The following is a 13,330-nucleotide window of genomic DNA, read 5'->3' on the forward strand; positions in this document are numbered from 1 at the left end:
TCACTGGCTGGCGCTGCGCGGCGTCCCTTACATATGGGCGCCGCCGTCGATCCGGACCTCGGTACCGGTGACGAAGTAGGCGTCGTCGCTGCCCAACATGGCCACCACGCTGGCGACCGCGTCGGGGTGGGCGAAGATCGCGCCCCCATCGAGCGGGAGCATCGGTGCGACCTTCCCGAACAGCGTGAAATCGGCGTCCTCAGGCAGGCCGGGCCCGACGCTTTGACGCGACGCACCCGATCCATCGGTCATTCCCGACGCAATCGAGCCGGGTTGCACGCAATTGAATCTGATGCCGGCTTTGGCGAACTCCATGGCCCAGGCGTGTGTCATCGACAGCACCCCGCCCTTGGACGCGGCGTAGGCGGCCATGTACGGGTGAGCGAACTGCGCGGACGTCGAGCTGAAGTTGACCACCGCCGGCCGGTTGCCTTCGTGCAGCGCGGCGATGGCTTCGCGGGTGACCAGGAAAGTGCCGACGAGGTTGATCCGAATCACTTCTTCGAAGTCGGCCAGGGTGGTCTGGGCCAAGTGGGACGAACGAAGGATTCCGGCGGCGTTGACCAGCGTGTCGAGGCCGCCCAGCGACTCGACGGCTTGGGCCACGCCGGTGCGGACCGACTGTTCGTCACCGATGTCCATCACCACTGTCGACAGGCGGTCTGCGAACTGGCCGGCTTTGGCGACGGTGTCGGTCAATCCGTCGGCACTGATGTCGGCGGCGGCCACCTGGCCGCCTTCGGCGAGAATCCGCAGCACGCAGGCCTGACCGATGCCGGACCCAGCCCCGGTGATCAGTACTCGACGGTGCCGGTAGCGCGAGAGGCCGGGTGGTGGCTCGGTGGGCAGTGACACAGGGAACTCCCGTCGCCGTGGTGGACCGTGATGCGTCTGAACAGCAGATTACGTTCCCGTCCGATCCGCTCCGCCGCCGCGCGGCTTCCCGGTAGATGGGACGCCGAGTGTCGGCGGACACGTTCGGCTGTCAACGTGTCTGTGGCCGCCGAGCGGGCGGACCGGTGACAGGGTTCGGTCGAACCACCAGTGAAGGGTTTGCGGTACATGGTCAACAGTGCCCAGGACCACTGGTCGTCCGGCTTGCGGGTGCTCGGTACAGGCGGGGCCGGAACCATGCAGGCAGTCGGCGGACTGCTGGCCATGTCTGCCGACGCGGTGAAGTTCCTGTTCCGGCGCCCCTTTCAAGGCCGAGAACTACTGGAGCAGTCCTGGTTTGTGGCCCGGGTGTCACTGATGCCCACCGTCCTGGTCGCCATCCCTTTCACCGTTTTGGTCAGCTTCACGCTGAACATCCTGTTGCGCGAGCTCGGCGCCGCGGACCTGTCCGGAGCGGGGGCGGCCTTCGGCGCGGTCACTCAAGTCGGACCGATGGTCACCGTGTTGATAGTGGCCGGAGCCGGGGCAACGGCGATGTGCGCGGACCTGGGCTCACGCACCATCCGTGAAGAGATCGATGCCATGGAGGTGCTCGGTATCAACCCGGTTCAGCGGCTGGTGGCGCCGCGGATGCTGGCCTCGGGCATCGTCGCCCTACTACTCAACAGCCTGGTGGTCATCATCGGGATCCTCGGCGGCTACACGTTCTCGATCTTCATTCAAGGTGTCAACCCCGGGGCATTCGCTGCCGGGATCACGCTGCTCACCGGGGTCCCGGAGGTGATCATCTCGTGCGTGAAGGCGGCACTGTTCGGCCTGATCGCCGGAGTGGTCGCCTGCTATCGCGGGCTGACCATCAGCGGAGGAGGGGCCAAAGCGGTGGGGAACGCCGTCAACGAGACGGTGGTGTACGCCTTTATGGCGCTGTTCGTGGTGAACGTGGTGGTGACCGCCATCGGCATCCAGATGACCTCGGACTAGCCGGACATGGCGATGGCTGGTTTACGAGTGCTGCACCCGCAGCTGACGCGTGAGCTGAACAGACCGGTCGAGGTCATCGGCCGGATCGGCGATCACACCGCGTTCTACGGGCGTGCTCTGGGCGGAGTTCCACACGCGGCGTCGGCCTACCGTCGTGAAGTGATCCGCCTGATCGCCGAGATCAGCATGGGGGCAGGAACATTGGCGATGATCGGCGGGACCGTCGTCATCGTCGGATTTCTCACGCTGGCCGCCGGCGGAACGTTGGCGGTTCAGGGTTACAGCTCGCTCGGTGACATCGGCATTGAAGCCCTGACCGGCTTTCTGGCCGCGTTCATCAACGTCCGGATATCGGCGCCGGTGGTGGCCGGAATCGGCCTGGCGGCCACGTTCGGTGCCGGCGTGACGGCTCAGTTGGGCGCCATGCGGATCAACGAAGAGGTCGACGCACTGGAGACCATGGGCATCCGTGCGGTCGAATACCTTGTCAGCACCCGCATTGCGGCCGGGATGGTGGCGATCGCGCCGCTGTATTCGATTGCCGTGATCTTGTCTTTCGTCGCCAGCAAGCTGACCACCGTGGTGATGTTCGGCCAATCGGCAGGCCTGTACAACCACTACTTCGCCACGTTCCTCAATCCGACGGATCTGTTGTGGTCGTTTCTGCAGGCGATCCTGATGGCTATCGCGGTCCTGCTGGTGCACACCTATTTCGGTTACTTCGCCTCCGGGGGGCCCTCGGGAGTAGGGGTGGCCGTGGGCACGGCCGTGCGCACCTCACTGGTCGTCGTGATCTCGGTGACCCTGTTGGTGTCGCTGGCGGTCTACGGCTCCGACGGCAACTTCAACCTGTCGGGCTAGGGCGGCGTAGCACTGATGGCGATGACTTCGAAGGCACGACGAATTCTGCTGGGGCTGGCTTCCGTTTCGGTGGTCGTGGCCACCGTCGCGGTAGCGCTGGGATTCTTCCGGGGCAGCTTCACCAGGACGGTGCCCGTCACCGTGCTGTCGCAGCGCGCCGGCCTGGTCATGGACACCGGCGCGAAGGTGAAACTCCATGGGGCCCAGGTTGGCTCGGTGAAGTCAATCGAATTGCTACCCGACGGCCGGGCCGCGCTGCATCTTGCTATGAACCCGTCCTACCTGGACGTCATTCCGGCAAACGTGCGCGTCGGCATCTCCTCTTCGACGGTGTTCGGGTCGAAGTTCGTCGATCTGGTTCCGCCGGACCAGCCCTCGGGACGCTCCTTGCAGACCGGCCAGGTGCTCGACGCCGACCATGTCACGGTCGAGGTCAATTCGGTCTTCGAGCGGCTGTCCTCGGTGTTGCAGAAGATCGAACCCACCAAACTCAACGAGACGCTGGGCGCGCTCGCCACCGCCCTGGACGGCCGGGGGGAGCGGATCGGTCAGATGATGAGCGACCTCGAGGGGTTCCTGGCGCGAACCGATCCGAGCCTGCCGGCAATGCGACGCGAACTCACCGTCGCGCCCGACGTGTTCAACGCCTATGCCGATGCGGCACCTGACCTGACCGCCACCGCCGGCGCAGCGACCCGGATGAGCCAGACGCTCGTCGGCGAACAGCACAACCTGGACACACTGCTGCTCAGCGCGATCGGCCTGGCCGACACGGGCAATGACGTTGTGGGTGGCAACCAGCAGGCGATCGCCGATGTCATGCACCTGCTCGGCCCGACCACCGACCTCACCAACCAGTACCATGAGGCGCTGACCTGTGGGCTGGGCGGTGCCGTGGAGCTCGCCAAGGCGCCGGGCACACCGGTGCCCGGCGGTCTGCTCCTGCAGACCGTGGTTTTCGGGCAAGAGCGCTACCGCTATCCGCAGAACCTGCCCAAGGTCGCCGCCACCGGCGGACCCCAGTGCACCGACCTTCCCAAGGTCGGCTTCCAGAAGCAGCCACCGTTCGTCATCACCGACGTCAACGCCAACCCCGCGCAATACGGCAACGAGGGGATTCTGCTGAACTCCGACGGACTCAAACAGTTGCTGTACGGGCCGATCGACGGACCACCACGAAACGGCGGACAGATCGGACAGCCCGGATGAGCGGCCTCGGAAAGACGTCCGTCAAGTTCGGTGCGTTCGGTGTGACCATGGTCATGCTCACCGCTGTTCTTCTCGCGATCTTCAGCCAGTACCGGTCGGGTTCCACCAACGCCTACTCGGCGGTCTTCCAGGACGCTTCCAGCCTCAAAGTGGGAAACTCGGTGCGCGTCGCCGGAATTCGCGTCGGCACCGTACGCAAGATCGCGTTGCAACCCGACAACACCGTTCTCGTGGCCTTCGACGCCGACGACACCGTGCGGCTGACCGAGAGCACCAAGGTCGCCGTGCGCTACCTGAACCTGGTCGGCGACCGCTACCTGGAACTCATCGACGATCCCGGATCAACCAAGATCCGGCCGGCGGGATCGCGCTTCGGCCTCGACCGGACCGAGCCGGCCCTGAACCTCGACCTGCTGCTCGGAGGTCTCAAGCCCGTCATTCAGGGCCTCAACTCTGACGACGTCAACTCCCTGACCAGTTCGTTGATCCAGATCCTCCAGGGCCAGGGTGGCGGTGACCTGGAGTCGTTGTTCAGCAGAACTTCTTCTTTCACAAATGCGTTGGCCGACAACGGACACATCGTGGAACAGCTCATCGCGAATCTCGACGACACGCTGGCGGTGCTGTCCAAGGACGGAAGGCAGTTCTCCGGTGCGGTCGATGGCCTCGAGCGCCTGGTGAGCGGTCTGGCCGCCGACCGCGACCCGATCGGCAGCGCAATCACCGCACTGGACAACGGGACCGCGTCGTTGGCCGGACTGTTGACCCAGGCCCGCCGGCCGCTGTCGGGAACGGTTGATCAGCTGACCCGACTGGCCCCGTTGGTGGCGAACGAAACCGACCTGGCCCGGCTCGACTTGCTGATGCAGAAGACTCCCCAGAACTACCGCAAGCTGGTTCGCCTCGGCTCGTACGGCAGTTGGCTCAACCTCTACATCTGCGGTGTCTCGCTTCGGGTGACCGATCTGCAGGGCCGTACCGCTCACTTCCCGTGGGTAATCCAGAACACCGGAAGGTGCGGAGAACCCTAATGCTCAAGTACCGTGAATCATCGCTTTTCCGTTTGGGATTCGTCGGCGTCGTACTGGTCGTGCTGATCATCATGGTCGGGCTGCAACCCAAGCAGCTCTTGGCGATGGCGACCTCGATCAGATATCAGGCACTGTTCGCCGAGGCCGGCGGGCTGTCTGCGGGCAACACTGTGAAGGTGTCGGGCGTCAATGTCGGCACGGTCTCCGGGGTCGCCCTGGATCACGGCAAGGCGCGGGTCAGCTTCGCCGTCGACAGCCGGGTCCGGCTCGGCGTGGACACCACAGCGCACATCGGCATTGCAACACTCCTTGGTGAGCGGGTCTTGGTCATCGAGCCGCGCGGTCCCGGCAGTATCGGTGCGCGCGGCGTCATCCCCTTGGCCCGCACCGCGTCGCCGTACTCGCTGACCGACGCGCTCGGGGAGTTCACCGCGAACACGGCGGCGACCGACACCGCGACCATCAACCAATCTCTGGACACGTTGTCGGCGACCATCGAGCGACTGGCACCTCAACTGGCCCCCACCTTCGACGGGGTGAGCCGATTGTCGAAGTCGCTGAACAACCGCAACGAATCGTTGAGCGGCTTGCTCGCGTCCGCCGCCAGTGTCACCGGAATCCTGTCCGAACGCAGCGAGCAGGTGAACCGGCTGATCCTCAATGCCGACGACCTGCTCGCTGTGTTGCAGGACCGCCGCCACGCGATCGTCGATCTGCTTGCCAATACGTCCGCGGTGGCACAACAGCTTTCCGGTCTCGTCGATGACAACGAGCAGGAACTGACGCCCACGCTCACGCAGCTCAACAAGGTCGCGCAGATGCTGGAACGCAACCGCGACAATCTGGAGAAGTCCCTCAAAGGCCTGGCCAAATACCAGCTGACGCAAGGCGAGGCCGTCAACAACGGGTTCTACTACAACGGATTTGCGTCCAATCTGCTCCCGGGGCCGGCGATCCAGCCGTTCCTGGACTACGCACTCGGATTCCGCCGCGGAGTCAATGCCGGACAGCCACCTGACAACGCCGGGCCGCGCGCCGAATTCCCGTTCCCCTACAACGGGATTCCCGGAGGATCACGATGAGTGTCAGGACACTGCTCGACAGTCGTGGAAAGAAGCTCATCGCCGGCGGTATCGCGCTACTGCTGGCCGTTGCTGTGGTGTTCGTCGGCTATCAGAGGCTGCTGGGTCCGAGGACGATCGTCGTCTACTTCAAATCGGCAACGGCTATCTATCCCGGTGACGACGTCCGCGTGGTGGGCGTGCGGGTGGGCACCATCAAATCCATCGAGCCGTTGGGAACTCGCGCCCGGGTAGTCCTCGCGGTGGACCGCAACGTGCTCGTTCCCGCCGAAGCGAAGGCGATCATTGTGGCGCCCAACCTGGTGTCGGCTCGCTATGTGCAGCTGACGCCTGCCTATGAGTCCAGTCCGGCCGCCAGTGGGGCCACCCTGCCCGACGGCGCCGAGATCGGCGAAGACCGGACCGCCGTCCCGGTCGAATGGGACGAGATCAAAGAGCAGCTCACCCGGCTCGCCTCTGACCTGGGTCCGTCCAGCGGCGTGTCGGGTACCTCGCTGGGACGTTTCATCGACACCGCCGCTGACGCCATGGCAGGCAACGGTGACAATTTGCGTCAGACCATCACGCAACTGGCGGACGTCGGCCGGGTGCTGGGTAAGGGCAGTGGCGACATCGTCGGGGTGATCACCAATCTCCAGACCTTTGTCGCCGCACTGCGTGACAGCAATACCCAGATCGTCGAGTTCCAGGATCGCCTCGCCGATGTGACGAGCGTGATCGACGGCAGCCGGTCGGATTTGGACTCGGCTATCACCGAGTTGTCGGCCGTCGTCGCAAAGATCCAGCGATTCATCGCGGGCTCGCGCGAGCAGACCGTCGAACAGATCGAGCGGCTGGCCAATGTGACGCAGGTGCTCTCCGACAACAGCATGGTGGTCAAAAACGTGCTGCACGCGGCGCCGAATGCTTTGGTCAATGGCTATAACATCTACAACCCGGACACCGGTGGTCCCCGGGGATCCTTTGCGATGAACAATTTCGCGAATCCCGTCGCGACGATCTGTTCGGCGATCGCGGCTGTCGAAAACGCCACGGCCGAGGCGTCGGGTAAGGCGTGCGCGCAATACCTAGGGCCGGCACTACGCCTGATGAACTTCAACTATCTGCCGCTGCCCTTCAACGCCTACCTGGGGCCCGCTCCGAAGAACGTGATCTATTCCGATCCCGCGCTGGCGCCCGGCGGCGGGGGAACCGACCGCGGACCGCAGGAGATTCCGCCGGCGGTGTCGGCCTACACCGGTACCGGCGACGTTCCCCCGCCACCGGGGTGGACCGACCCGGCGCATCAGCCGGGGGCCTACGCCCCCGACGGCCTGCCCGCGCATCGACATCCGGCCCTCTACCCGGGTGCGCCCATTCCGCCCGGGGTGCCGCCGCCACCGGTGCCGGCCGCATCGGATGTGACTGAGCTGCTGTTGCCGGCAGGAGCCGGCCTGTCAGCCCCGGGAGGTGCGCCGTGACGAAGACCATGTCGATCCGAAGGCTGGCCACCGCAGCCTGCTGCGCGGCTCTGATCACGTCCGGTTGTTCCTTCGACGGACTCAACTCGTTGCCGCTTCCGGGCACGGTCGGAACCGGTGCCGACGCAGTGATCTACCACGTCAAGGTCGCGAATATCGGTACCTTGGAGTCGAATTCACCGGTGATGGTCGGTGATGTGGTTGTCGGAGCGATCCGCAGGATGACCGTCGAGAATTGGCGGGCTGACGTCGAGATCTCGGTCCGGCCCGACGTAGTCATTCCGGCAAACGCGGTCGCGGCCGTGGGCCAGACCAGCCTGTTGGGATCAATGCACCTCGCCTTGGACCCGCCCCTGGGCGAGGCGCCCACCGGGCGGCTGGACCCGGGAGCGACCATTGCGTTGTCCAAGTCCTCGACATACCCATCGACCGAGCAGACCCTGTCGTCGCTGTCGATCGTGGTCAACGGCGGTGGCCTGACTCGGATCGGAGACATCGTCCACAACTTCAACGCGGCCCTCGACGGACGGCAAGTTCAGATCCGGGACCTGCTGACCCGGATGAACACGGTGGTGACGCTGCTGGACAGTCAGCACGACAACATCATCGCCACGATCTCGTCGCTGAACCGGATGGCCGCGACGTTCGCCGGCCAGCGCGACGTTCTGACCGGCGCACTGAATCGGATCCCTCCCGCACTCGAGGTGTTGAACAGACAACGGCCGCGGCTGGTCACTGCGCTGGACAAGCTGGGCGACTTCAGCTCTACCGCAAACCAACTCATCAACGAATCGCAGGCCGACATCGTCCGCAACTTGGAGAATCTCGAGCCGACGGTGCGCGCCCTGGCCGACATCGGGCCGGACCTGACCACCGCGATCTCCTACCTGCCCACCTACCCCTACACGCAGGAATTCATCGACCGTGGCATCCGCGGCGACTACATGAACCAGTTCATCGTGTTCGACTTCACCATTCCCCGCATGAAGAAGGGCATCCTGCTCGGAACCAGGTGGGGTGACGTGGGGGCATCTATGGTGCCGGCGCCCGGGGACCCGTGGTACTCGACTTATACGCGGGACCCGCTGCATGCACCCCTGGGACCGCCCCCCGCCGAGGTGGCAACCCTGCCACCTTTGACCACCGTTGAAACCGACGAATCACCCACACAAGACGACCAGGAGTCGTCCACACCGGCCCAGGGCGGAAGCTGATGCTGACCCGTTTCGTTCGTAGACAACTGATCATCTTCTCCATCGCCTCGGTGATCGGTGTCGGCTCGATGGTCTTCGTCTACATGCAGGCGCCGGTCCTGCTGGGTATCGGCCGCATCTCGGTGAAGCTTCAACTGCCGACCACCGGAGGCTTGTACAAATTCTCCAACGTGACCTACCGGGGCGTGGAGGTGGGCAAGGTCACCGACATCCGGCCCACCCGCCTCGGCGCCCAAGTGTCGATGTCGTTGAAATCCTCGCCGAGGATTCCGGCAGATCTGCAGGCCAATGTGCGAAGCGTATCGGCGGTAGGCGAGCAGTACGTGGACCTGGTGCCGCGCACTGACGCCGGCCCCTACCTCGAAAACGGTTCCACCATCACCGCTGAGAACGTATCGTTGCCGAGGCCGGTCGGTCCGATGCTCGATCAGATGAGCGAGTTGGTGGGCAGCATCCCCACCGGCACGCTGGGGGTTGTGCTCGACGAATCCTTCAAGGCACTCAACGGAACCGGCAACGACCTCAGCGCACTGTTCGAGTCGTCGAGCACATTGGCCGCCCGGCTCGACGCGGCCGCTGACAGCACGCGCAGGTTGATCGACGACAGCCGGCCGCTGCTGGAGGGCCAACTCGAGAGTGCAGATGCGATCCGGACCTGGGCGCGCAGCCTGGCGGGGATCACGCGACAGGTGGATGCTCGTGATTCCGAAGTGCGGACCATACTTCGCGACGGATCTGGCGCAGCCGACGAAGCGTCTCGGCTGTTGTCCGAGATCAAGCCGACACTGCCGCTGCTGTTGGCCAATCTCACCACTGTCGGCCAGATCGGCCTCGTCTACCATCGATCGATCGAGCAGCTGCTCGTGCTGTTGCCGCCGTATCTGGCCGCCACCCAGTCCTACGGGTCTTCCCTGAACAACCCGACGGGCATGGCACTTTCGGAGTTCAGCCTCACTCTCGGCGACCCGCCGGCATGCACGGTGGGCTTCTTACCGCCGTCGTCATGGCGTTCGCCGGCGGACCTCAGCGATGTGGATACGCCGGACGGGCTGTACTGCAAACTGCCGCAGGATTCGGCCATTGGGGTTCGTGGTGCCAGGAACTTCCCCTGTATGGCTCAGCCCGGCAAGCGCGCACCGACAGTCGAGATCTGTGAGAGCGACAAGCCATTTGAGCCGCTGGCCATGCGTCAGCACGTCACCGGGCCGTACCCGATCGATCCTGCGCTGATCGCTCAGGGTATTCCCCCGGATGACCGGATCACCTTCGGGGACCAGATCTTCGGCCCTGCCGAAGCCCCCGCGGTGACCGCTCCGGGCGCCCCCCAGGGTGACCCGGCGCCACCGGCTGAAAAACCCGCTTCCCCGGAGGGAGGCGTCCCTGCTGCACCGAGCGGCTACGCCGCGGACACCAGCGGCCCCGCTGTGGCGTTTGCCACCTACAACCCGCGGACCGGGCAGTATGCGGCACCCGACGGCAAGGTGTACCGCCAATCAGACCTGGTCCGTCCGGTGCCGCAGAGTTGGGAAGACATGCTGCCGAGATGAGGTGGCGCCCACCGGGAGCGGTGGGAGATCACTGCGACCGGACGATTCAACCGATCTTGGTGAGTTTGAACGGCATGTTGATGTACACCGGCTTACTCGCGCCACACGCGCCGCTGGGGCCGGTGGTGGTGTCTTCACCGACCAGCATGGTCGACGTTGGATCGGCGTTCGCGCCTTCGGGCGTCATCGCCTTGAATCGGAAGGTCTGCAGTCCCGGCGCGGTGCTGCCGTCCGGACAGGGGACCCAGTTGTCGATGGGGCGTTTGACATACCACACCGAACTTCTCTGGTAGATGGGCGCTGTCCAGCTCTCGTCGCTACGCACCGTCCCGGTGCACTCACCCGGGTAGCTGCATTGGGTGCTGATGGTCCAGATGCTGCGACGGCTGGCCTGATCGTAGAAAACCTCGTTCTTGCGCGCCCATTCGCCGTTGGAGGTGGCGGTGTAGGTGCCGTTGAGGCTCCAATCGGGGTGATCGGCCTGCGCGACGGCAACGGAACCCGTGCCGGCGAGGGCCACTGCAGTGACGGTGACCGCGATGGCGGGCCCACGGGACATACCCTGCTCCTCGGATTGGTCTGGGGTACCCAGACTTCGGCGTCCGAAGTAAACCCCGTTCCCAGACGGTGGCACGTCAGTATGTCCGCTGAGTGGACCATCAACATCTCGCAACGGCAGCGCCCTGACAAAGTGGTCAAGCATGCGGGGAATAGCGCTGATGGCCGCGGCGGCCTCGGTCGTGGCATTGACGGCAACGGTCCCCGCCGGGGCAGATCCCGTCTCCTGTGATGACCCGTCGTGCGTACCCGGCCTGGCTACGGGCGTCGTCCTGGGCCAGCCGTGCCACGACACCGCCTACTACGTCTTCGGGACTGCTGTCGCGGGACCCTCCATTCAGCCGGACCGGCTGGTGTTCTGTGGATCGCCGCGACGCTACGAGCCGCGATACTTCCGGTCGCCCTCGATGGCGGGCGTCAAAGAACTGGGTTCAAGCTGTGCCGGATACGAGAGCTGGGTGGCTCAGGCACCTGACGGACTGTTTCTGAGCTGTCAGTCGAGGAACGGCGCCCCGCGATGGAGCCGCGGTGATGGCTAAGAAGGTGTTGGGGGTAGCCCTGGCGGTATTCGGCCTTCTCGGCGCGCCCGCCCACGCGGACCCGCCTGTTGCCCACGAGGTCGTCTACACCGTGACCACACGATCGCCGGTGGTCGCCGACATCTACTATCGCGACACCGAACCTCCGACGTGGGCGGACTACAGCCACAACCCCTATGAGTTCAGCCCTAAGGTCCGCGTCGAAGTGGGCCCGTCACACCCGTGGGTGCTGCATACCAGCCTGACCGACCCGCAGCGGTGGGCGATGGTGACGGCCACGAGCGGCCGTTCGGCGGCCGAGCCGATGTTTCGCTGCGAGTTGACCGTGGACGGGGTCGTGGTCGCCACCGCAGACGGCCCGAAGGGCGCACTGTGCGCGTTGCGCCACTGGTGATCGACTACCGAACAGTCCCGGCCCCGGTCGGGTGAACCCGCCCACTGGGTGGGAGAGCGTCACCGCGGCGGCGGCGGCCGGACTTAATGTGGCGATGTCGGCCGCAATCGGCCCGGTCCGGCGATGAAGGGAAACCGGTGGGCGCTATGTCGAAGACCGAGATCATGCGGGGTGGGGTTGAGTCCCCCGCACCGCACCCGGGCGTCGATTCCGGTGAATCGCCTGCCGAGGACGTCGTCGCACTTGTGGAACAAGCCGAAGCCGAGGCCGCCGCGGCAGAGGCCGTGGCAGCCCAAGCGCGCGCCCACGCCATCCGATTGCAGCAGCAAGCGCGGAATCTCGACCCGGTCTCTGAGACCGTGCCACCTCCCGCGCCACGCGTGGAGGCCGCTGCCGTTGAAGGCAATCCGTGGTGGCCGACGCGCACCCGAGCTCTGCTCTCCGGGCTCCGGCAAGGACAGCTGGCCACCGCCGGCATCGTGCTGTGTGCGTGCGTCCTGCTCGCGGCGAGCGCCTGGATGCTCAGCTCGCAGCGGACGGCGCAGGCGCATGAGCGCAACCGTGCAGAGTTCGTCGCCGCGGCGCGCCAAGCTGTGGTGACCTTGATGTCGATCGACTTCAACGACCCCCAGGGCAGTGTGCAGCGAATCGTCGACAACTCGACCGGCCCCTTCCGAGATGAATTCCTGAGCGCTGCAGACGACTTCAGTAGCGTCGCCAAGGACGCAAAGGTGACCACCAAAGCTACGGCGACGGCGGCCGCAGTCGAATCGATGACCTCGGACTCCGCTGTGGTCCTGGTGTCGGCCTCGTCCACTGTGACCAACGCCGCCGGTGCCGAGGAATCTCCCCGAAGGTGGCGTCTGACCGTCGACCTGCGGCGCGAAGGAGACCAGATCAAGATGTCAAAAGTGGAGTTCGTACCGTGACGGTTGACCAGGGCGCCGTTGCCGAGGTCGCCGAGGAAGGCGATATTCGGCCACCCACCGATGCACCGCTGAGCGCGGAGGATCACATCGACACCATCGCGCCGGACCCCTCAGTGGTCGGCGGAGCCAAGGCAATGTTCACCGCACGCCGCAAGCTGTTTTTCCTCGGTCTCATCCTGGCGGTGGCAGCACTGCTGGCGACCGTGCTCTATGTGACCACCTACCGTCCGATTCAGCAGTCCGGTGATGCGGCGGGCGACGCAGCCGTTCGCGCTGCGTCATCGGCGACGGTGGCGTTGCTGTCGTATGCACCCGAGACTCTCGATCAGGACATCGAACGGTCCCGCGGCCTGATGTTCGGCGACTTTCTGACCTACTACAGCAAGTTCACCACCGATGTGGTTGCACCGGCCGTACGCACCAAGGGAATCAAGGCGGCCGCCCAGGTGGTGAATGCGGGCCTGATGGAAATCCGGCCGAACGACGCGAAGGTGCTGGTGTTCCTCAATCAGGAGACGGTCAGCCGTGATCGTCCCGAGCCTGCGCTCACCGCCAGTAGTGTGGTGGTCAGCCTGGCCAAAGTCGATGCGAAATGGTTGATTTCGGCGCTTGACCCGGTGTGAATCTGCAG

General features: G+C 65.0%; 14 protein-coding genes. 12 read left to right on the forward strand and 2 right to left on the reverse strand.

Annotated elements, in window-relative coordinates:
* Positions 1 to 27: 27 nt before the first annotated feature.
* Complete coding sequence (locus N416_RS0111445) at positions 28 to 855, reverse strand: SDR family NAD(P)-dependent oxidoreductase (protein ID WP_024442244.1); 828 nt, start codon at positions 853 to 855, stop codon at positions 28 to 30.
* 207 nt (positions 856 to 1,062) lie between these two features.
* Between N416_RS0111445 and N416_RS0111450 the strand changes: the two genes are divergently transcribed.
* From N416_RS0111450 to N416_RS0111485, 8 genes are read left to right on the forward strand one after another with little or no spacing between them, the layout of a single operon-like run.
* Complete coding sequence (locus N416_RS0111450; protein WP_024442245.1) at positions 1,063 to 1,875, forward strand: ABC transporter permease; 813 nt, start codon at positions 1,063 to 1,065, stop codon at positions 1,873 to 1,875.
* Between the two features lie 12 nt (positions 1,876 to 1,887).
* Positions 1,888 to 2,736 (forward strand): ABC transporter permease, encoded by an 849-nt coding sequence (locus tag N416_RS0111455; protein WP_024442246.1) that lies wholly within the window; start codon positions 1,888 to 1,890, stop codon positions 2,734 to 2,736.
* Between the two features lie 21 nt (positions 2,737 to 2,757).
* Positions 2,758 to 3,945, forward strand: coding sequence for an MCE family protein (locus N416_RS0111460; protein ID WP_081654543.1), 1,188 nt, complete (start codon positions 2,758 to 2,760; stop codon positions 3,943 to 3,945).
* Positions 3,942 to 4,976: an MCE family protein gene (locus N416_RS0111465; protein WP_024442248.1), complete on the forward strand. Its 1,035-nt coding sequence runs from the start codon at positions 3,942 to 3,944 to the stop codon at positions 4,974 to 4,976. Before N416_RS0111460 ends, N416_RS0111465 begins: the two co-directional genes overlap by 4 nt.
* Positions 4,976 to 6,058 carry an MCE family protein gene (locus N416_RS0111470; protein WP_024442249.1) on the forward strand — a complete coding sequence of 361 codons (1,083 nt, stop codon included), beginning with the start codon at positions 4,976 to 4,978 and terminating at the stop codon, positions 6,056 to 6,058. The genes N416_RS0111465 and N416_RS0111470 overlap by 1 nt, the downstream gene beginning before the upstream one ends.
* Positions 6,055 to 7,518: an MCE family protein gene (locus N416_RS0111475; RefSeq protein ID WP_024442250.1), complete on the forward strand. Its 1,464-nt coding sequence runs from the start codon at positions 6,055 to 6,057 to the stop codon at positions 7,516 to 7,518. Before N416_RS0111470 ends, N416_RS0111475 begins: the two co-directional genes overlap by 4 nt.
* Before the next feature lie 8 nt (positions 7,519 to 7,526).
* Positions 7,527 to 8,732 (forward strand): MCE family protein, encoded by a 1,206-nt coding sequence (locus N416_RS0111480; RefSeq protein WP_024442251.1) that lies wholly within the window; start codon positions 7,527 to 7,529, stop codon positions 8,730 to 8,732.
* Positions 8,732 to 10,279 (forward strand): MCE family protein, encoded by a 1,548-nt coding sequence (locus N416_RS0111485; RefSeq protein WP_024442252.1) that lies wholly within the window; start codon positions 8,732 to 8,734, stop codon positions 10,277 to 10,279. The genes N416_RS0111480 and N416_RS0111485 overlap by 1 nt, the downstream gene beginning before the upstream one ends.
* Before the next feature lie 46 nt (positions 10,280 to 10,325).
* Here the strand turns inward: N416_RS0111485 and N416_RS0111490 are convergent, their stop codons facing one another.
* Positions 10,326 to 10,838: a hypothetical protein gene (locus N416_RS0111490; RefSeq protein ID WP_024442253.1), complete on the reverse strand. Its 513-nt coding sequence runs from the start codon at positions 10,836 to 10,838 to the stop codon at positions 10,326 to 10,328.
* 160 nt (positions 10,839 to 10,998) lie between these two features.
* Here N416_RS0111490 and N416_RS22585 point away from each other — a divergent pair, with 160 nt between their 5' ends.
* From N416_RS22585 to N416_RS0111505, 4 genes are all read left to right on the forward strand, one after another.
* Positions 10,999 to 11,376, forward strand: coding sequence for a hypothetical protein (locus N416_RS22585; protein ID WP_155943354.1), 378 nt, complete (start codon positions 10,999 to 11,001; stop codon positions 11,374 to 11,376).
* Positions 11,369 to 11,770: a hypothetical protein gene (locus tag N416_RS0111495; protein ID WP_024442254.1), complete on the forward strand. Its 402-nt coding sequence runs from the start codon at positions 11,369 to 11,371 to the stop codon at positions 11,768 to 11,770. The genes N416_RS22585 and N416_RS0111495 overlap by 8 nt, the downstream gene beginning before the upstream one ends.
* 146 nt (positions 11,771 to 11,916) lie before the next feature.
* Positions 11,917 to 12,699 (forward strand): hypothetical protein, encoded by a 783-nt coding sequence (locus N416_RS0111500; protein WP_024442255.1) that lies wholly within the window; start codon positions 11,917 to 11,919, stop codon positions 12,697 to 12,699.
* Positions 12,696 to 13,322, forward strand: coding sequence for a hypothetical protein (locus N416_RS0111505; protein ID WP_231384172.1), 627 nt, complete (start codon positions 12,696 to 12,698; stop codon positions 13,320 to 13,322). The genes N416_RS0111500 and N416_RS0111505 overlap by 4 nt, the downstream gene beginning before the upstream one ends.
* The last annotated feature ends 8 nt before the right edge of the window (positions 13,323 to 13,330 follow it).

It is taken from the genome of Mycobacterium sp. UM_WGJ, assembly GCF_000455125.1.
Taxonomy (GTDB): Bacteria; Actinomycetota; Actinomycetes; order Mycobacteriales; family Mycobacteriaceae; genus Mycobacterium.

Excerpts from the sequence above, each read along its gene's own strand:
- N416_RS0111475 (WP_024442250.1), top strand. The coding sequence starts at position 6,055 with ATGAGTGTCAGGACACTGCTCGACAGTCGTGGAAAGAAGCTCATCGCC.
- N416_RS0111460 (WP_081654543.1), top strand. The coding sequence starts at position 2,758 with ATGACTTCGAAGGCACGACGAATTCTGCTGGGGCTGGCTTCCGTTTCG.
- N416_RS0111500 (WP_024442255.1), top strand. The coding sequence starts at position 11,917 with ATGTCGAAGACCGAGATCATGCGGGGTGGGGTTGAGTCCCCCGCACCG.
- N416_RS0111450 (WP_024442245.1), top strand. The coding sequence starts at position 1,063 with ATGGTCAACAGTGCCCAGGACCACTGGTCGTCCGGCTTGCGGGTGCTC.
- N416_RS22585 (WP_155943354.1), top strand. The coding sequence starts at position 10,999 with ATGGCCGCGGCGGCCTCGGTCGTGGCATTGACGGCAACGGTCCCCGCC.
- N416_RS0111455 (WP_024442246.1), top strand. The coding sequence starts at position 1,888 with ATGGCTGGTTTACGAGTGCTGCACCCGCAGCTGACGCGTGAGCTGAAC.
- N416_RS0111465 (WP_024442248.1), top strand. The coding sequence starts at position 3,942 with ATGAGCGGCCTCGGAAAGACGTCCGTCAAGTTCGGTGCGTTCGGTGTG.
- N416_RS0111485 (WP_024442252.1), top strand. The coding sequence starts at position 8,732 with ATGCTGACCCGTTTCGTTCGTAGACAACTGATCATCTTCTCCATCGCC.
- N416_RS0111470 (WP_024442249.1), top strand. The coding sequence starts at position 4,976 with ATGCTCAAGTACCGTGAATCATCGCTTTTCCGTTTGGGATTCGTCGGC.
- N416_RS0111480 (WP_024442251.1), top strand. The coding sequence starts at position 7,527 with ATGTCGATCCGAAGGCTGGCCACCGCAGCCTGCTGCGCGGCTCTGATC.
- N416_RS0111490 (WP_024442253.1), bottom strand. The coding sequence starts at position 10,838 with ATGTCCCGTGGGCCCGCCATCGCGGTCACCGTCACTGCAGTGGCCCTC.
- N416_RS0111495 (WP_024442254.1), top strand. The coding sequence starts at position 11,369 with ATGGCTAAGAAGGTGTTGGGGGTAGCCCTGGCGGTATTCGGCCTTCTC.